General features: G+C 70.8%; 18 protein-coding genes. 4 read left to right on the forward strand and 14 right to left on the reverse strand.

What is annotated here, in order from left to right:
• Positions 1-175 precede the first annotated feature (175 nt).
• Positions 176-1,132 carry a glutathione synthase gene (gshB, locus tag MNOD_RS03510; RefSeq protein ID WP_015927459.1) on the forward strand — a complete coding sequence of 319 codons (957 nt, stop codon included), beginning with the start codon at positions 176-178 and terminating at the stop codon, positions 1,130-1,132.
• Between the two features lie 54 nt (positions 1,133-1,186).
• On the opposite strand, the gene MNOD_RS03515 is transcribed toward gshB, so the two are convergent.
• Entirely contained in the window at positions 1,187-1,498 is a 312-nt protein-coding gene (locus MNOD_RS03515) for a hypothetical protein (RefSeq protein ID WP_015927460.1), read from the reverse strand.
• 168 nt (positions 1,499-1,666) lie between these two features.
• On the reverse strand, positions 1,667-3,082 hold the full coding sequence (locus tag MNOD_RS03520; RefSeq protein ID WP_015927461.1) for an MDR family MFS transporter: 1,416 nt from the start codon (positions 3,080-3,082) through the stop codon (positions 1,667-1,669).
• Positions 3,083-3,168: 86 nt separating this feature from the next.
• Here MNOD_RS03520 and MNOD_RS03525 point away from each other — a divergent pair, with 86 nt between their 5' ends.
• Positions 3,169-3,747, forward strand: coding sequence for a DUF2239 family protein (locus MNOD_RS03525; protein ID WP_015927462.1), 579 nt, complete (start codon positions 3,169-3,171; stop codon positions 3,745-3,747).
• Positions 3,748-3,757: 10 nt separating this feature from the next.
• Here MNOD_RS03525 and metW read toward each other — a convergent pair whose 3' ends face one another.
• Together metW and metX are read right to left on the reverse strand one after the other, a co-directional pair.
• Positions 3,758-4,384, reverse strand: coding sequence for a methionine biosynthesis protein MetW (metW, locus tag MNOD_RS03530; RefSeq protein ID WP_050783483.1), 627 nt, complete (start codon positions 4,382-4,384; stop codon positions 3,758-3,760).
• 35 nt (positions 4,385-4,419) lie between these two features.
• On the reverse strand, positions 4,420-5,592 hold the full coding sequence (gene metX, locus MNOD_RS03535) for a homoserine O-acetyltransferase MetX (protein ID WP_015927464.1): 1,173 nt from the start codon (positions 5,590-5,592) through the stop codon (positions 4,420-4,422).
• Positions 5,593-5,769: 177 nt separating this feature from the next.
• Here metX and MNOD_RS03540 point away from each other — a divergent pair, with 177 nt between their 5' ends.
• A complete protein-coding gene (locus MNOD_RS03540; RefSeq protein ID WP_015927465.1) occupies positions 5,770-6,621 on the forward strand; it encodes a chorismate mutase in 852 nt (283 codons plus the stop codon).
• A gap of 262 nt (positions 6,622-6,883) precedes the next feature.
• Here the strand turns inward: MNOD_RS03540 and ybgC are convergent, their stop codons facing one another.
• From ybgC to MNOD_RS03580, 8 genes are all read right to left on the reverse strand, one after another.
• A complete protein-coding gene (ybgC, locus tag MNOD_RS03545) occupies positions 6,884-7,282 on the reverse strand; it encodes a tol-pal system-associated acyl-CoA thioesterase (protein WP_015927466.1) in 399 nt (132 codons plus the stop codon).
• A complete protein-coding gene (locus MNOD_RS03550) occupies positions 7,279-8,247 on the reverse strand; it encodes a metallophosphoesterase (protein WP_015927467.1) in 969 nt (322 codons plus the stop codon). The genes ybgC and MNOD_RS03550 overlap by 4 nt, the downstream gene beginning before the upstream one ends.
• Positions 8,240-9,286: a Holliday junction branch migration DNA helicase RuvB gene (gene ruvB, locus MNOD_RS03555; RefSeq protein ID WP_015927468.1), complete on the reverse strand. Its 1,047-nt coding sequence runs from the start codon at positions 9,284-9,286 to the stop codon at positions 8,240-8,242. Before ruvB ends, MNOD_RS03550 begins: the two co-directional genes overlap by 8 nt.
• 116 nt (positions 9,287-9,402) lie before the next feature.
• Entirely contained in the window at positions 9,403-9,759 is a 357-nt protein-coding gene (locus tag MNOD_RS03560) for a hypothetical protein (RefSeq protein ID WP_015927469.1), read from the reverse strand.
• 300 nt (positions 9,760-10,059) lie between these two features.
• Positions 10,060-10,557, reverse strand: a complete 498-nt coding sequence (bfr, locus tag MNOD_RS03565) for a bacterioferritin (RefSeq protein WP_015927470.1) — start codon at positions 10,555-10,557, stop codon at positions 10,060-10,062.
• Between the two features lie 135 nt (positions 10,558-10,692).
• On the reverse strand, positions 10,693-13,800 hold the full coding sequence (locus MNOD_RS03570) for an efflux RND transporter permease subunit (RefSeq protein ID WP_015927471.1): 3,108 nt from the start codon (positions 13,798-13,800) through the stop codon (positions 10,693-10,695).
• A gap of 319 nt (positions 13,801-14,119) precedes the next feature.
• Entirely contained in the window at positions 14,120-15,193 is a 1,074-nt protein-coding gene (locus MNOD_RS03575; RefSeq protein WP_015927472.1) for an efflux RND transporter periplasmic adaptor subunit, read from the reverse strand.
• Positions 15,190-16,275 carry an efflux RND transporter periplasmic adaptor subunit gene (locus MNOD_RS03580; RefSeq protein ID WP_015927473.1) on the reverse strand — a complete coding sequence of 362 codons (1,086 nt, stop codon included), beginning with the start codon at positions 16,273-16,275 and terminating at the stop codon, positions 15,190-15,192. The genes MNOD_RS03575 and MNOD_RS03580 overlap by 4 nt, the downstream gene beginning before the upstream one ends.
• A 266-nt stretch (positions 16,276-16,541) precedes the next feature.
• Here MNOD_RS03580 and MNOD_RS03585 point away from each other — a divergent pair, with 266 nt between their 5' ends.
• The gene (locus MNOD_RS03585) at positions 16,542-17,171 is read left to right on the forward strand and encodes a TetR/AcrR family transcriptional regulator (RefSeq protein ID WP_015927474.1); all 630 of its coding nucleotides are present in this window, start codon (positions 16,542-16,544) and stop codon (positions 17,169-17,171) included.
• 22 nt (positions 17,172-17,193) lie between these two features.
• Here the strand turns inward: MNOD_RS03585 and MNOD_RS03590 are convergent, their stop codons facing one another.
• A complete protein-coding gene (locus tag MNOD_RS03590; RefSeq protein ID WP_015927475.1) occupies positions 17,194-17,655 on the reverse strand; it encodes a VOC family protein in 462 nt (153 codons plus the stop codon).
• 368 nt (positions 17,656-18,023) lie between these two features.
• Positions 18,024-18,236: a hypothetical protein gene (locus MNOD_RS46020; protein WP_043747976.1), complete on the reverse strand. Its 213-nt coding sequence runs from the start codon at positions 18,234-18,236 to the stop codon at positions 18,024-18,026.
• Positions 18,237-18,255: the final 19 nt, after the last annotated feature.

The raw sequence follows: 18,255 nt of genomic DNA on the forward strand, positions 1-18,255 counted from the left end.
GCGTCTGGAGCCGAGCCCGACCGGTCGGGCTCGGCTCACGGCTCTCAAGCCTTGCCGTCACACGCTCCCTTGCGCCGACCCGGTATCCACTTCGACGGGGAGCGCTTTCGCGCGCGGCCCGTTGCCAGGAGCGCCAGCCCGCCCGATAACGCCGCCGACCGGAGGCTTCCTTCCCATGGCGTTGACCGTCGCGGTCCAGATGGACCCGATCCAGAGCATCCGCATCGCGGGCGACACCACCTTCGCGCTGCTCCTCGAAGCGCAGGCGCGCGGGCACACGCTTCTGCACTACACGCCCGAGCGGCTCTCGATGCGCGACGGGCGCGTGACCGCCCGGGCCGAGCCGCTGCGCGTGCAGGACGTGGAGGGCGCCCATGCCAGCTTGGGCGAGCCGGAGCGCATCGATCTCGCATCGGTCGACGTGGTGCTGATGCGCCAGGACCCGCCCTTCGACCTCGCCTACATCACGGCGACGCATCTGCTGGAGCGGATCCATCCGGCGACGCTCGTGGTGAACAACCCCTTCGAGGTGCGCAACGCTCCCGAAAAACTGTTCGTCACGCATTTTCCGGAGCTGATGCCGCCGACGCTGATTTCTCGCGACAAGCCGGAGATCGAGGCATTCCGCGCCGAGCATGGCAGCGTGGTGATGAAGCCCCTGCACGGCCATGGCGGCGCGGCGGTGCTGCGGGTGACACCGGAGGACCCGAATTTCGGCTCGATCTTCGACCTGTTCGCCCAGACCTTCCGGGAGCCCTGGGTGATTCAGCGCTTCCTGCCGAAGATCTCGGAGGGCGACAAGCGCATCATCCTGGTCGACGGCGAGCCGCTCGGCGCCGTGAACCGGGTGCCGGCGCGCAACGACATCCGCTCGAACATGGTGCGGGGCGGCACCGGCGGCGCGACCGAGCTCAGCGCCCGCGAACGCGAGATCTGCGCGGTAATCGGGCCGGAACTGCGCCGGCGCGGGCTGATCCTGGTCGGGATCGACGTGATCGACGGCAACCTGACGGAGATCAACGTCACCTCGCCGACCGGCATCCGAGCGATCAAGCGCCTCGGCGGCCCCGATCTCGCGGTGGCGGTGTGGGATGCGATCGAGGCGAAGGTCACCAAGCCGCAAACGGCCTGACGGCGGCGCCCCGGCGCGGCGTCGGACGCCGCGCTCGGGGTGAGGCGGGCAACTTTACTCGCAGACTCGGACGCGGCGGATGTAGACGTCGCCGAACTCGTCCACCATCCGGCGGCGGACGGTGTAGCACTCGCCGGCATCATAGACCGGAGCGTAACCGTAGGCCGGTGCATAACCATAGGCCGGCGCGTAGCCGTAAGCCGGACGCGACCCCGCCGCAATCGCGCTCCCGAGGGCGAGGCCGCCCACGGCGCCGAGGGCGAAGGCCGGGCCGGCTCGCCAGCGCGCCTCGGCCGGGGAGGCGCTCGCGAGCGCAACGCTCGCCAGGGTCACAGCAGCCACACAGGCAGACGCGACACGCTTCATGGCAAATCCCCGTGATCTGAATGCTTTTCAGGAGAGCATCCGCAAGCTTTCGGAGCAGAACGGCTTCCGTTCCCTGCGTCCGGTTTCATCTTCATAGGGCCGCGCGACTGAACGGATGCTGAAGGCGTCGTCAGCTTCCGGAGAGGAACCGAGCCGACGTGACGCCGCTCAGGTCGCATCCGCAGCCGGCCGTGCCGCGATGCGGCGATGGCCCGAGACCTCGGCCCCCGCCGTCGGGGCGAGCCGCCCGAAGGCGAGGGTGGAGAGGCCGGACACCAGCGCCACGGCGAGGAAGGCCGGCCAGAAATCGCCTGCCTGCACCGCCGTGCGGCCGTGCCACTGCGCGGCGCTCTCCAGCGCGAAGGCACCGAAGGCGACGCCGATGCTGAGCGAGAGTTGCTGGGCGACGCTGGCGAGGCTCGTCGCCGCGCTCATGTCCCGCGGGTCGACATCCGCATACGCGATGGCGTTGACGGCGGTGAATTGCAACGAGCGGAAGCAGCCCCCGACCAGCAGCACGGCGACGATCACCGCATGCGGCGTCGCCGGGGTGAAGAGGCCGTTCGCGCCGAGCAGGATCGCGGCGATCACCGCATTGACGGTGAGCACCGTGCGGAAGCCGAGGGCGCGCAGGATGCGGGCCGCGAGCGTCTTCATGAACAGGGCGCCCGCCGCCGCCACGAAGGTCAGGAGGCCCGATTGCAGCGGGTCGAGCCCGAAGCCGATCTGGAGCATCAGCGGCAGCAGGAACGGGATCGCCCCGGTGCCGATGCGGAACAGGCTGCCGCCGGTGATCGCGGCCCGGAAGGTCGGGTAGCGCAGGAGGTCGAGCCGGATCAGCGGGTGGGCAATCCGCCGCGCGTGGCGCCAGTAGAGGGCGAGGAGCAGGAGGCCGGCCCCCGTGCAGCCCCAGGACAGCTCCGGCGGCAGCAGGTGCCGTCCGCCCGACGCGAGGCCGAGCATCAGGCTCGCGAGCCCGGCGCCCGAGAGCACGAAGCCGACCGCGTCGAGGGGCGGGCGCTCCGCCTCGCGCAGATCGGCGAAATAGTGCGTCGCGAGCAGGATGCCGGCGAAGCCGATCGGCAGGTTGATGAAGAAGATCCAGCGCCAGTGCAGGGCGGTGGTGATGAAGCCGCCGAGCGGCGGGCCGATCACCGGGCCGACCAGGGCCGGGATGGTGAGGGTGGCGAGCGCCTGGACGAGTTCCGCCTTCGGCACGCTGCGCAGCAGGACGAGGCGCCCGACCGGCACCATCATCGCCCCGCCCATGCCCTGCAGGAACCGGGCGCCCACGAACCAGCCGAGGGAATCGGCCGCCGCGCAGGCGAGGGAGCCGGCCATGAACACCGCCAGCGCCCAGCGGAACACGGTGCGGGCGCCGAAGCGGTCGGCCATCCAGCCGCTGACGGGGATGAAGATCGCGAGGCTCACCAGATAGGCGGTGAGCGCGAGCTTGAGCGCGATCGGATCCTCCCCGAGATCGGCCGCGATCGCCGGCAGCGAGGTCGCGATCACGGTGGAATCCGTGTTCTCCATGAACAGGGCCGTCGCGACGACGAGCGGAACGATCCGGGCAGGGCGCATGGGCTCACGGCCTCGTAGTTTTATCCGGGTGATATTGACGACAGGATATCACCCGGGTCATTCCTCCGGCAGAGGAGGATCACGCGATGGACCCATTCCCGACCTGCACGGCCTTCCTGGGGACGCAGCGGCTGGCCTCCGGCGCGCCCTGGGACGTCGCGCTCGCGGTCAAGGCCGCCCATCAACAGGACGGCGGCGCGCCGGTTCAGATCTTCGACGACCGGACGGGCCGCCCGCTCGATTTCGACCTGCGCGGCACCGATGCGGAAATCGTGGCCCGGCTGAAGCCTCCGGAGACCGGGCGCAGCGAAGGGCCGCGGGCGCCCGGCCGCCCGAAGCTCGGCGTCGTCGCCCGCGAGGTCACGCTGCTGCCGCGGCACTGGGACTGGCTCGCCGCCCAGCCCGGCGGCGCCTCGGTGACGCTGCGCCGGCTCGTCGACGCGGCCCGGGCCGAAGGAAGCGGGCGCGAGCGGGTCCGCCAGGCGCAGGAGGCTGCCGACCGCTTCATGACGGCGATGCTGGGCGATGCGCCGGGCTACGAGGAGGCGGCCCGGGCGCTCTATGCGGGGGATGGGGAGCGGTTCCGCGCTCTCACGGAGCCCTGGCCCGGCGACCTGCGCGACCATGCCCGCTGCCTCGCCGATCCCACCTTCGCGGCGGGGTGAGGCGCCCGGATCAGCCCCGCCGGAGCAGGAACACGCCCTGGGCGCCGACGAGGTTCCAGATCCACCAGGGCAGGGCGAAGCGCATCGGCTCGCCGGCCGCGTCGAGGGCGGAGGCGCGCTCGATGCGCGCGCCGACGAGGTGGCAGAGGCCCACGAAGTCGCGGATGGTGCAGTGGTGGATGTTCGGCGTCTCGTACCAGGTGTCCGGCAGGTACTCGGTCACGGGCATGCGCCCGCGCACCATGAGTTCGGCTCGGACGCGCCAATGGCCGAAATTCGGGAAGGACACGATCGCCCGCCGGCCGATCCGGAGCAGGTGCTCCAGGACGACCTTGGGGTGGCGCGTCGCCTGGATGGTCTGCGAGAGGATGACGTAGTCGAAGGCGTCGTCCGGATAGTCGGCGAGATCGGTATCCGCGTCGCCCTGGATCACCGGCAGCCCGTGGGCGAGGCAGGCATTCACGCCCTCGCGCGAGAGCTCGATGCCCCGGCCGTCGACGCCGCGCCGGTCGCGCAGCAGCGCAAGCAGCGAGCCGTCGCCGCAGCCGACATCGAGCACCCGGGCGCCCGCCTCGACGAGGCCCAGGACCACGCGATGGTCGGCGCGCGCGGCGGTGAGCCCCGGCTCCTCGGGCAGGCCCGCCGGGGCGAGGGCGTCGGCCGATGCGGCGCTCACAGGCCCCGCTCCCGGGCTGCCGCCGCGATGAAGCCGCGGGCCGCGGCGAACATCGCCGGCTCGTCGAGCAGGAAGGCGTCGTGGCCCTTGTCGCTCTCGACCTCCACGAAGGCGACCCGCGCCGCGGCCGCGTTGAGCGCATGCACGATGGCCCGCGAATCCGGGGTCGGAAACAGCCAGTCGGAGGTGAAGGACATCACGCAGAAGCGCGTGGGCGTGCCCCGGAAGGCGTTCGCCAGCACGCCGCCATGGTCCGCCGCGAGGTCGAAATAATCCATCGCCCGGGTGAGATAGAGATACGCGTTGGCGTCGAAGCGCTCGACGAAGCTGATGCCCTGGTGACGCAGATAGCTCTCGATCTGGAAGTCGGCGTCGAACGAGAAGGTCGGCGCGTCCCGGTCCTGGAAGCGGCGGCCGAACTTGCGATGGAGCGCCGGCTCCGACAGGTAGGTGATATGCGCGCCCATGCGCGCCACCGCGAGCCCCTTGGCGGGCCGCGTGCCGACATCGAGGTAGCGCCCGCCATGCCAGGCCGGATCGGCCATCACGGCCTGCCGCCCGACCTCGTGGAAGGCGATGTTCTGGGCCGAGTGGCGGGCGCCCGTCGCGATCGGCATGGCGGCGAAGACCCGGTCGGGATAGCTCGCCGCCCATTGCAGCACCTGCATGCCGCCCATCGAGCCACCGATGCACAGGAACAGGTCGCGGATGCCGAGCCTGTCGAGGAGCATGGCCTGCCCCCGCACCATGTCGCGGATGGTGACGAGGGGGAAATCGAGCCCGTAGGGGTGGCCGTTCGCCGGGTTGATCGAGGCCGGGCCCGTGGTGCCCATGCAGGAGCCGACCACGTTGGCGCAGATCACGAAGTAGCGGTCGGTGTCGACGGGCTTGCCCGGCCCCACCATGGTCTCCCACCAGCCCGGCTTGGCCGTGACGGGATGCGGGTGGGCGACGTGCTGGTCGCCGGTGAGCGCGTGGCAGACCAGCACCGCGTTGGTGCGCTCCGCATTCAGCGTGCCGGTCGTCTGATAGGCGACCTGCCAGGGCGCCAGAGCCACGCCGGCATCCATCATCAGCGGCTCGTCGGCCCCGAAATGGGCGACGGGGCTTGCGGGCTCCACCGCCTGCGAGGCGGTGTCGGGGCCGGGTCTCAGGGCGGTGATGGCCATGATCGGGCTTGGGCCTTCCGAGGGTCGTCCGCTCCGCAGGGGGCGGACGTTATAGCGGCCGGAAAATTCGTTTCGCCGGACGGTTGAGTTAGGACCTTCCCGGCCATCCGTCAATCGAGGGTGACGGGCGGGGCGGGGCGGTCGTAAGACGGCAAGACGTATCGTCCGGATTCCCGCATGACCTCTCCTGCCCCGAAAGCCGACCTCGCCGTCCTGCGCACCGAGATCGATCGCATCGACGCGGCGATGCACGACCTCCTGATGGAGCGCGGGCGCATCATCGACCGGCTGATTGCGGTCAAGCGCACCTCCGCCTCGGGCTCGGCCTTCCGGCCCGGCCGGGAGGCGTCGATGATGCGGGCCATCGCCGAGCGCCATGCGGGGCTCCTGCCCCTCGACACGGTCGAGGGGATCTGGCGGGTCATCATCGCGACCTTTACCTACATGCAGGCGCCCTTCGCGGTCCATGCGGACGTCTCGGGCGGCGACGCGCCGATGCGCGACTCCGCGCGCTTCCATTTCGGCTTCACGGTGCCCTACCGGCCGCATCCGAGCGCCCAGGCGGTGATCGCCGCAGTGGCGGATTCGCGCGGGGACCTCGGCATCTTCCGCCTCGACCAGGGCGTCACCGCGGGGGCCTGGTGGGAGGGGCTCGCGGGGCAGGGGCGGCCCAAGGTGATCGCGCGGCTCCCCTTCATTGAGCGGCCCGGCCACCCGGCCGGCACCCCGGTCTTCGTGATCGCCCGTCCCCTCGACGACCCGACGGCGGCCCAGCGGGACTGGGTGCTCTACGCCGCCCGCTTCGAGCGATGGCGCGAGGGCGCCGAGGCGATTCTGGCGGATCACGGGGCCGAGGTGGTGGCGAGCGCAGGGCTTCGCGGGGGACTGACCCAGCTCCTGGCGCTGCCCGGGACGGTCGCGCCCGAGACCCTCACCGCTTCACTCGCCGAGGCGGGCGCCCCGCCGGCCCGCCTCGACGAGATCGGCAGCCACGCGGCGCGGTTCCGGGTCGAGAACCGGGAGGCCTAAATAGAACCTGACCTGCGTGGCAGCCGCCCCGCTCCTCATGCCGAGGTGCTCCGAAGGAGCCTCGAAGCACCCCGGACCGGTGCTCCTACCCACCCTGATTTGGACGAACGTTCAGGGGTGCTTCGAGGCTACGCGATCTTCGATCGCCAGTGCGATCTGCGATCGCCCGCGCCTCAGCATGAGGGCCGGTGGGACTGCCCCAGGCGGGAGTGCTCAGTCGGCTACGGCTTCATACCAGCGGTCACATGGAAATGACCGTTGATCACCGCCCCTCCAGGATGGCGCGCAGCCCGTCCGGCAGGCGCGCCGGACGGCCGCCGATCAGGGCGGCGACACGCACCTCGGCGGTCATCAGCACCTGCTCGCCGCGCAGGATGCGCTGCGCCAGGATGATCGAGGCGCCGCGCAGCTCGGCAGTGCGGGTCTCCACGGTGAGCACGTCGTCCATCCGGGCCGGAACCAGCCAGTCGATCGTCATGCGCCGCACGGCGAAGAACAGCCCCTCCCCGCCCGCATGCAGGGCCGACTGGTCGATGCCCGCCGCACGCAACAGCTCCGTGCGCCCGCGCTCCAGGAAGCGCAGATAGCTCGCATGGTAGACGAGCCCGGAAAAATCCGTGTCCTCGTAATAGACCCGGATCGTGATCCTGTGCGGCGTCACGCGGCCGCCTCCCCGCCGAGATCCACCACGACGATCTCGGGCGGGACGCCGAACCGGATCGGCGCGACGCTCATGCCGAGGCCCCCCGACACGACGAGGTCGGTATGCTCGCGGACATGCCCATAGGCGTAGCGGTTGTGGTAGCGCGAGGGCACGACGGGCGCGTAGCCGAACAGCCGGACCTGGCCGCCATGGGTATGGCCCGACAGGGTGAGCGCCACCCGGGCGGGCACGCTCGGAAAAATGTCCGGCTCGTGGGCGAGCAGGATCACGGGCGCCTGCGCCGGGACCTTGGCGAGGGTGGCCGCGAGGTCGTCGAGGCCGATGCGGAGGTTCTGGATGCCGCGCTCCTGGCGCAGCCAGCGGGCCCGGGGCAGCAGAGCGAGCTGGTCCTGCAGGCCCGCGAGCCAGACCGGCCCGCCCGGCACGGCGAGCGGCACCGCGTCGTTCTCCAGCACCCGGACGCCGTGTCGCGTGAGCGCCGCGCCGGCCCGGGTCGGGCCGCCAGCCCGGCGCTGGGCATCCTCGTCCTCCCACCAATCGTGGTTGCCGAGCACCGCATGAACCCCGAGCGGCGCCCTGAGGGCGGCGAGCGGCACAGCCCATTCGTCGGCCGACAGGTGGCCGGTGACGAAGCGCTGGCCGGCCACATAGTCACCGAGGAGCACGATCAGGTCGGGCTTGAGGGCATTGGCGGCCTCGACGATGCCGGCGATGCGTGCCGCGTTCATCCAAGGCTCGCAGGCATGGATGTCGGCGAGCGCGGCGATGCGCAGCCGCAGGCCCGCGGGCCACGGCCCGCGCGGGCGGATGGCATAGCGGGTGATCACCGAGTCGAACGGCTCGATCCCGACCCCGTAGGCCGCCGTGGCGAAGCCCGACAGCCCGACGATGCCGGCCCCGCGCACCACCTGGCGGCGGGTGAACAGCCGGGACGGCCGGCTGGGCGGAGCAGCCTCACTCATCCTCGTCGCCGCCGAACAAGCCGTATTGCAGGGCCGGGTCGCGGTTCGGCTCCGGCAGGCCGAGATGCCGGAAGGCGTGGGGCGTGAGCACGCGCCCGCGGGGGGTGCGCTGCACGAAGCCCTTCTGGATCAGGTAGGGCTCGATGATCTCCTCGATCGCGTCGCGCGGCTCGGACAAGGCCGCCGCCATGGTCTCGACCCCGACCGGGCCGCCGCCGAAGGACCGGGCGATCAGCCCCAGATACTTCCGGTCCATGGTGTCGAGCCCGACCGGATCGACGTCGAGCAGGCGCAGCGCCTTGTCGGCGATGGCCCGCGTCACCGTCGGCGCATCCTCCACGATCGCGAAGTCGCGCACCCGCCGCAGCAGGCGCCCGGCGATGCGCGGCGTGCCCCGCGCCCGCTTGGCGATCTCGTTGGCCCCGTCCGGCGCCATGCCGATGCCCAGCACCCGGGCGCCGCGCGCGACGATCGCCTCGAGCTCGTCGATCTCGTAGAATTCGAGCCGGATCGGGATCCCGAAGCGGTCGCGCAACGGGGTGGTGAGCAGCCCCGCCCGGGTCGTCGCCGCCACCAGGGTGAATTTCGGCAGCTCGATCTTCACCGAGCGGGCCGCCGGTCCCTCGCCGATGATCAGGTCGAGCTGGTAATCCTCCATGGCCGGATAGAGGATCTCCTCCACCGCCGGGTTGAGCCGGTGGATCTCGTCGATGAAGAGCACGTCGCGCTCTTCGAGGTTGGTGAGCTGCGCGGCGAGGTCGCCGGCCTTCGCGATCACCGGGCCGGAGGTCGAGCGGAAGTTCACGCCGAGCTCGCGGGCGACGATCTGGGCCAGCGTGGTCTTGCCGAGGCCCGGGGGGCCGACGAAGAGCACGTGGTCGAGGGCCTGGCCGGTCTTGCGGGCGGATTCGATGAAGACCTGCAGGTTCGCCCGGGCGGCGCGCTGGCCGGTGAAGTCGGCGAGGCTCAGGGGACGGATCGACGCGTCGATGTCGTCCTCGCGGCGCTCGGGGGTGAGAAGGGCTCTGGGCTTGCTCAAAGGGGGCTCGGACGGATCATCGCGAACAGCGCGCGCCGCCGGCGCCCGCTCCCTGCCATGTAGTCATCTCGGCGCGGTGCACAACGCGACCGATCGCGCCTCGCCTGGGTCCCCCGTCAGCGCCAGACCGGATGCGAGTCGATCCAGGTCGGCGCGCTCGGAACGGCGACCTGCGAGACGCCGCCGCAGACGGGGATCCGGATGATGATCGTGTTCACCTTGGCGTTGCTGCGGGCTGCGGCGTTGATGAGGTAGATGAACTCGGTGTTGCGCTCGAGCTCGTCGAAGTAGGAGACGTTGAAACCGCGGTAGGTCGGAACCTCCACCCAATCCTCGCCGCGGCGCTGGAGGGCGCCGCCCGCATACATGTAGACGTCCGAGCAATTCAGGCAGTGGGGGCGGCCGACGGCGCGGGTCAGGGCGGTCCAGACCGGCGGGCCGACCCTGGCGGCGAGGAATGTGAGCAGGATCACGCCGAAAGCGGCCAGGGCCTCGCGGCAGAGGAGCCATCAGGCGGCGGCGCGCAGCCGCTCCGCCCGGGACCGGGGCAGGACCTCGACGTCCGTGCGGCTCATCGCGGTTCTCCCTCCGGCATTCGGAAGGCACCTCACGCCGTCAGGATACGCGCGGCCGACAATGGGATGGACCCGCGTCGTCCTCCGCCCCTCCGAGAGGCCGGCCCAGGCCGTCTCGATCTCAAGCCATCCGACATCCGCGGGATGGCTCGACCGGACGCGAACGAGGGCGCCGCGACGCGGCGGCGCCCGGCAGCCTCATTCCGTCTCCGGCTCGATCTTCTCCAGACTGCCGATGTGGCGCTGGGAATAGAGCTGCAGGCCGATCTGATTGATGAGATCGAGTTGCGTCTCCAGGAAGTCGATGTGCCCCTCCTCGTCGGAGGCCAGATCCTCGAACAGGAGCTTGGACACGCGGTCGTTGATCGATTCGGCATATTGCGCCGCTTCGAGATAGAGCGCCCGCGCCTCGTTCTCGGCGGCGAGGTCGCACTCGATGATCTCCTGCACGTTCTGACCGATCCTCAGCGGATCCAGCTCCTGCAGGTTCGGGAAGCCATCGAGGAACAGGATGCGGTCGATGAACCGGTCGGCATGGTTCATCTCCTCGATCGATTCCTTCCGCCAGAACTTGGCAAGCTCCACATAGCCCCAATCGTTCAGCATGCGGAAATGCAACCAGTACTGGCTCACCGCAGTCAGCTCGCTGCGCAAGCCGCGGTTGAGATACTCGATGACCTTCGCATCGCCCTTCATACGATCCCTCCTCCTGCGCCGGGCTGCCCCGCCCCAGCGGCATCCGGCACAGCCGGTCGGCGACGGCCCCACATGGCACGCCCGGGCGTTTCAGCCAAGAGCTAACCTAGAATAATTCTAATCTTTTGCAGCCCGTCAACCCCGGGACTCCGCACGGGCCGGCGGATGGGCCTCCGCCAGGAGCGGCCGGGCCGCATTCCGTCCGCGGGGCGGCGCCTTGATCCGGTACCAGCCCACATAGAGGGCGGGCAGAAAGAACAAGGTCAGGAAGGTGGCCGCCACGATGCCGCCGATCATCGCATAGGCCATCGGTCCCCAGAAAACCTCGCGGGCGATCGGGATCATGCCGAGGCTTGCCGCGGCGGCCGTGAGCATGATGGGGCGCATGCGGTGGCAGGTCGCCTCCACCACGGCGTCCCAGGGGGCCATGCCATCGGCCTCGTACTCGTCGATCTGCGTCACCAGGATCACCGAGTTGCGGATGATGATGCCGATCAGCGCGAGCACCCCGAGGATCGCCACGAAGCCGAGAGGCGCCCCCGAGGGCAGCAGCGCCGCGACGACGCCGATGAGGCCGAGCGGCGCGACGCTCGCGACCAGGATCAGCTTCTGGACGCTCTGGAGCTGCACCATGAGCAGGAAGGCCATGGCGAGGAGCATCACCGGCACCACGGAGGCGATCGGCCCCTGGCCCTTGGCGCTCTCCTCGACGGCGCCGCCGACGGCGAGGTCGTAGCCGTCCGGCAGCTCGGCCCGGAACCGGTCGATCTGCGGCTGGAGCGCCGCGACGACGGTGGCGGGCTGCGTCGCGTCCGTGATGGCGGCCCGCACCGTGATGGTGGGCTGGCGGTCGCGGCGCCAGACGATCGGCTGCTCGAGGTCGTAGCGGATCTTGGCGAAGGCGAGGAGCGGGACGGTGCCGCCATTGGCGAGCGGCACCTGCAGGCTCTGCAGCGTATCGACGGAGCGCCGCTCGGTGGCGAGCGCGCGGCCCACCACGTTCACGAGGTAGATCGCGTCGCGCACCTGCGTGATGGTGGTGCCGCCGACGACGCCGTTCAGGATCGTGGCGATGTCCTTCGAGGTCACGCCGAGCTGGCGGGCCTTGTCCTGCAGGATCTCGACCTTGAGCACCTTGCCGGGCTCGTTCCAGTCGAAAGTCGGCACGCCGAGGCTCGGATGGGTGCCGAGCAGGCCCGCGAGCCTGAGCGCCTGCTGGCGCACCACCTGCAGGTCCGGGCCGCCGAGCCGGTACTGGACCGGACGGCCGACCGGGGGACCGAGATCGAGGGGATGCACGAAGACGTCGGTGCCGACGAAGTCGCGGCGGGCCAGCGCGGTGAGCCGCGCCATCGTCCGGTCGCGGGCTTCGAGCGAGGTGGTCTCGATCACGATCTGCCCGAAGAAGGCGTTGCCGAGCTGCTGGTCGAGGGGGAGATAGAAGCGGATCGCCCCCTGGCCCACATAGGAACTCCAGTGCCGGATATCCGGGTCGCCCTTCAGGGCGGCCTCGAACCGGTCCATCTGGGCCTTGGTCTCGCCGATGCTGGCGTTCTGCGGCAGGGTCAGGTCGACCAGCACCTCGTTGCGGTCGGAGGACGGGAAGAACTGCTGCTGCACGTGGCCCAGGCCGACGAACGACAGCGCGAGCAGCCCGAGCGTCGCCGCCACCGTGAGCCAGCGGAAGCGCATGGCCGGCAGCAGCATCGCCCGGAAGACGGCCAGCAGCCGGCTCGGCTTCTCGTGATGGCCCTTCATGGTCTTCGGGAGGATCTTCACGCCGATGAGCGGCGCGAACAGCACGGCAACCACCCAGGAGACGAGGAGCGAGGCCGCCAGCACCACGAAGAGCGAATAGGTGTACTCGCCCGCTGCCGAGCCGTTGAAGCCGATCGGCAGGAAGCCCGCCACCGTGACGAGCGTGCCGGTGAGCATCGGGAAGGCGGTGGAGGTGTAGGCGAAGGTCGCAGCCTTGCGCAGGCTGTCCCCGGCCTCCAGCCGGGCCACCATCATCTCGACGGTGATCATCGCGTCGTCGACGAGGAGGCCGAGCGCGATGATGAGGGCGCCGAGGGATATGCGCTGCAGCGTCACCCCCATCGCATCCATGATCACGAACACGATCGCGAGCACGAGGGGGATCGACAGGGACACCACCAGGCCCGCCCGCAGGCCGAGGCTCAGGAACGAGACCACGAGCACGATCACCACGGCCTCGACCAGCGCCTTGGTGAAGCCGCCGACCGCCTCCTCCACGATCCGGGGCTGGTCGGAGACGAGGTGAATGCCGACGCCGACCGGCAGCTCGCCCTCGATCTGGCGCATGCGCGCCTTCAGGGCCTCGCCGAATTCGAGGATGTTGCCGCTCGGCTGCATGGCGATGGCGAGCGCGATCGCGGGCTGGCCGTTGTAGCGGAACAGCGTCTCGGGGGGATCGGTGTAGCCGCGCTGGATCTCCGCCACGTCCGAGAGGCGGAAGAAGCGGTCGTTGATGCGCAGGTTGATCGCCTTGAGGCTGTTCTCGTCGGCGAACTGGCCGCCCACCCGGACCGAGACCCGCTCGGGATCCGCCTGGATCACGCCCGAGGGCTCGACCGCGTTCTGGGCCTGGAGCGTGTTGATCACGCTCTGCATGTCGATGCCGAGCGCCGCGAGCTTGCGGGTCGAGAAGTCGAGGAAGATCACCTCGTCCTGCGCGCCGACGATCTGGGTCTTGCCGATGTTCCTGACCTTGAGCACGCCGGTGCGGGCGCGCTCGACGTAGTCGCGCAGCTGGCGCATGGACAGGCCGTCCGCCGTGAAGGCGTAGACGTTGCCGAACACGTCGCCGAACTCATCGTTGAAGAACGGCCCCTGCACGCCCTGCGGGAAGGTGCCCTTGATGTCGCCGATGCGCTTGCGGACCTGATAGAACAGCCAGGGGATGGTCTTGGGCGGTGTGGTCTCGCGCAGCTGGACGAACACCGTGGTCTGGCCCGGGGTCGTGTAGCTGCGGGTGTAGTCCACCGCGTTGATCTGCTGGACCTCCTTCTCGATCCGGTCGGTGACCTGCTGGAGCGTGTCGCCGATGGTCGCGCCGGGCCAGCGCGCCTGCACCACCATGGTCTTGATCGCGAAGGCGGGGTCTTCCTCGCGGCCGAGCTTCTCGTAGGACATCGCGCCGGCGACGAGCGCGACCGCCATCAGGAACCAGACGAAGGAGCGGTGCTCGAGCGCCCATTCGGAGAGGTTGAAGGATCTCATCGGCGCGTCCTCGCGCAGGCAATCGGGGTAGTTCGACGGGAATCGGCGGCCGCGGGTGCGTTGCAGTGCGGGAAGACCGTCCCGGGGTGCTTCGAGGCTCCTGCGGAGCACCTCAGCGTGAGGATCGTCGCGTCTGCCACGAGGAGCCGAGCTCTCGGGCCGTTCGACGGATGAAGGCTCGTCCCGCTCTCGCCCTCATCCTGACGTGCGAGCATCAGCGAGCCTCGAAGGAGGGCTCCAGAGAGCATGGCGACACCCGGAACCCTCCTGAGGTCGAGCATGGGACCGGTTCGGTCGCCGGCGAGACTGACGGAGCCGCTCACGGCCCCGTCTCGGGCAGGCGCACTTCCTGCCCCTCCGCGAGGCTGTGGACGCCCGCGACCACCACCCGCTCGCCGGGCTGGAGCCCGGTCCCGACCAGCACCCGACCCTCGTCGCGGCCGATCAGCGAGACCGCGCGCCGGTTCACCGCCTTGCCGTCGGGGGTCACGACCCAGACGGCATGCCCCCCGCCCTCGTCGAGGAGGGCGGTGGCGGGCAGGGGAATGCGCGGCGGGATCCGCCGCTCCAGCGCCACCGTGACGGTGGTGCCGAGCCGGAAGGATGCGGGCGGATCGAGGAGGGTCATGCGCACGCGCCGGGTGCGGGTCGCGGCCTCGGCGAGGGGGCCGATCTCGCGCACCCGGCCGCGCACGGTGATCGCCGGCACCGCCTGGAGCGTGACGGTGAATTCCGCCTCGCGCGGCACCTCGCCCATCAGGGCGTCCGGAATGTCGACCACCGCCTCGCGGATGTCGGGCCGCGCCACCGTCACCACCGCCTGGCCGGCCGGGACGACCTGCCCGACCTCGGCGCTCCAGGCCGTGACGACGCCGTCGAAATCCGCCGTCAGCGTGGCATAGCCGAGTTCGTCCTCGGCCTTCTGGAGGGCCGCCCTGGCCCGGGCGAGGCGGGCGGCGGCGGTGTCGCGGTTGGCCACCGCCGCATCGAGCTGGGCCTGCGTCACCGCGCTGCCGCTCTCGAACAGGGTGCGCTGGCGCGCCTCGGCCGCGCTCGCATGCGTCACCTGCGCCTGCGCGTCCGCCACATCGGCGCGGGCGCGCAGCAGGGCGAATTGCTGCACGGTCGGGTCGAGGGCGGCGAGCCGCGTGCCCTTGCCCACGAGATCGCCCACATAGACGTCCCGGGCGACGATGCGGCCGCCGATGCGGAAGCCCATCTGCGTCTGGTAGCGGGGCTCGACGGTGCCCGCGAAGGGGCCGAAGGTCTCGGTCTCGTGCAGGGCCGTCGTGACGGTGAGGACGGGGCGCACCGGTGGGGGCGCCTCGGCCTTCTTCTCCTGGCAGCCCGCCAGGGCGAGGATCGCGAGAAGGAGGGAGGACGTCCGTCTCATGGGGAGCCCTCCCCGACCACGGCTACCGTCTGGCCCGGACGCAGGAATTGGATACCTGCCGTGACCACCCGCTCGCCGGGCTCGATGCCGCCCGACAGCACGATCGCGGAGCCCGCATAACGCGCGATGCCCACCGGCCGGGGCGTCACGGTCCGCGTCTGCGGATCGAGCACCCAGACCGCCGGCGCATCCTGCCAGCGGAACAGCGCGCTCCAGGGCAGGGTCACGGCCTCCTGCGGCCGGAAGCGCCCGCGCCCCAGCACGACGGCGCCGAGCGTCATCTCGCGGGGCACCGCATCGAGGCCGATCTTCACCCGCACGCCGCCAGTGCCGGGATCGATCGTGGGCGAGATCTCCCGCACACTGCCGGTGGTGCGGATGCGCGGATCCGACTGGAGGGTGATCTCGATCCGGCCGCTCGCGGGCGGCACCGCCAGCAGGGTCTCCGGGACGATGAAGACCGCATCCCGCGGGCCGTCATGCGCGAGGGTGAACACGGTCTGGCCGGAGGAGACCACCTGCCCGGCCTCCGCATTGCGGGCCGTGATGATGCCGGACATGCCGGGCCGCAGCTCCGTATAGGTGAACTGCTCCCTCGCCGAGCCCAGGGCGGCGCGGGCGGAATCGACGGAGGCCTGGGCGGTGCGCAGCGTCTGCTCGGCCTGATCGTAGGCGCTGCGGGTCGTGTAGCCGCTGCGCATGAGCGCCTGCTGGCGCTCGAAACTCACCTTGGCCTGGGTCAGCAGCGCTTCCGCCGAGGACAGAGCGGCCTCGGCGGTGTCGACATTGACCCTCTGCTCCTGAGGTTCGAGGCGGGCGAGCACCTGATCGGCCCTCACATGGTCGCCCACTTCGGCGAGGCGCTCGGCGATCTTGCCGGTGACGCGGAACGCGACATTGCTGAGGAACTTCGCCTGGACGTCACCCGTCAGCACGACCTCGCCGGCGACGGGGCTCCGCGCGGCCGTGACGGTCTTCACCTCGGCGAGCGAAGCGGGCGGGGTCGCCTCCGCGGCCGCCGCCGGCCCGGCCAGGGCCGCGGCCGTCAGCAGCGCCGCGAGCGGAATCGGGCGGAGTGGCATCGTCGGACGTGAACTCCATCGGGCCCCGGATGCGGAGCGAAGTGAAGGAGCGGCCGCGAGGGGGCGGAGCGGCCGCTCCTTCCAGGCCTCCCGCGGACGGTAGGGTCGACGGTAGACCTGTGTCGCTGCCCCGCCGGGGCAAGGCGAGATCGGGACGGGCGGCGGCCCTGCGGCCGCCCTCCGCGTTGTCGGAGGACGGCTTCCAAGGCTTGCCCTTCATGGTGCCGGCGTACTATTTACTGACTGGTTGGTCAATAGGGGATGCGATGAGCGACGGGCGCAGCGGGCGGCGGCAGCGGCGCAAGGAGGAGCGGCCGGGCGAGATCTTGGAGGCGGCCTTCGAGGAATTCGCGCTGAACGGCTTTGCGGCGACCCGCCTCGACGACGTGGCGGCCCGGGCCGGCATCACCAAGGGCACGATCTACGTCTACTTCCCGAGCAAGGAGGAACTGTTCATCGCGACCTTCAAGGAGATGGTGCGGCCGATGATGGAGCATATCCGGGCGCTGACCGCCGCACCGGAAGGCTCGGCCCTCGAGATCCTCCGCACGCATTTCCGCTTCGTCTACGACCGCATGGTCGCCGACCGGCGGGGGCGCGAATTGCTGCGCATGCTGATGGCGGAGGCCGGCCGGTTCCCCGGCCTGGCCGACCGTTGGCACGACGAGGTGATCGGCCCCGCGATCGAGACGATGCGGGCGGTGGTGCGCTACGGCGTCGCCCGCGGCGAGTTCCGGCCGACGGTGGCGGAGGTGTTCCCCCACCTGCTGTTCTCGCCCGTGCTGACCGCCTCGACCTGGTGCAGCCTGTTCGGGGACGCCCATCCGCTCGACCTCGCCGGCTATTACGAGGCGCATCTCGAGATGCTGGCGCGCGCCCTCTGCGCCGAGGCGTGAGACCCCGGCCGGGCGGTCCCGCTCAGGCCGCGGCGAGGCGCGCCGCGTCGAGCTTGTCCATCGTCATCAGAGCCGCCATCACCCGCCCCGCCCGAGCCGGATCGCTGCCGTCGAGCCATTCCGGCAGGCCCGCCGGCACGATCTGCCAGGAGAGACCGTAGCGGTCCTTGAGCCAGCCGCAGCGCCCGGGCGCGCCCCCCTCCGAGAGCGCCGCCCAATAGGCGTCGATCTCCGCCTGGCTGTCGCAGGTCACCACGAAGGACACGGCCTCCGTGAAGGGAAATTGCGGTCCTCCGTTGAGGGCCGTGAAGCGCTGGCCCGCGACCGTGAAGGCGACGGTGAGCACGCTGCCCGCCGGCCCCGGCCCTCCCTCGCCGCAGCGCACGATCCGCTCGATCCGCCCGTCGGGAAAGACCGAGACGTAGAACCGCGCGGCCTCCTCGGCCTGACCGTCGAACCACAGGAACGGCGTGATGCCCTGCATGGCGCTCTCCTCGCAACGGGGCCTCGCGCGGCCCGTCCCCTCAAGGACGATCGGCGCCCGCCCGGCCCGACACGACCGCCTGGAATTCCCGCACGCGTCCCGGACCGATGCGCCGCGACCGGCCGCAGATCAGCAACTCCTTAGCGTCTTTCGGGCAGGCTCGATCCTGAAAGGAACGAACGCCGGATGAACCAGATCGAGGTGGAGGAGGGACTGCGCCTGTGCTTTCCCGGACGCTGCGCCGAATTCGGCGAGGGCGTCGCCATCGGCTACCTCCTGGCGCGGCTCGCCTCCGGCGCGCCGCACTTCACCCGGCGGATCGCTCCCGAGACGCTGGTGCAGGCGCAGGACGTGGCCGAGCGCTTCGGCTATCGCGCGCGGGTCGTTGCGGAATCGGCCGAGGGCTGCGAGGTGGCGTTCGTCCGGCCGGCCCAGCGGCCGGTGCTGCGGGTCGTCGGCGAGGAATGTGAGGAGCGCCTGACGCCTGCCTCCTCGGCCGATGGCGCGCCGGCCGGACCCGCCGCGAACAGCACGACCCCGATCCCCGCGAGAAGCCGCGGCCGCACGCCCGTATCGGTCATCGGGAAGCCCCCATGGCTG

The sequence above is a fragment of the Methylobacterium nodulans ORS 2060 genome (assembly GCF_000022085.1).
GTDB lineage: Bacteria > Pseudomonadota > Alphaproteobacteria > Rhizobiales > Beijerinckiaceae > Methylobacterium > Methylobacterium nodulans.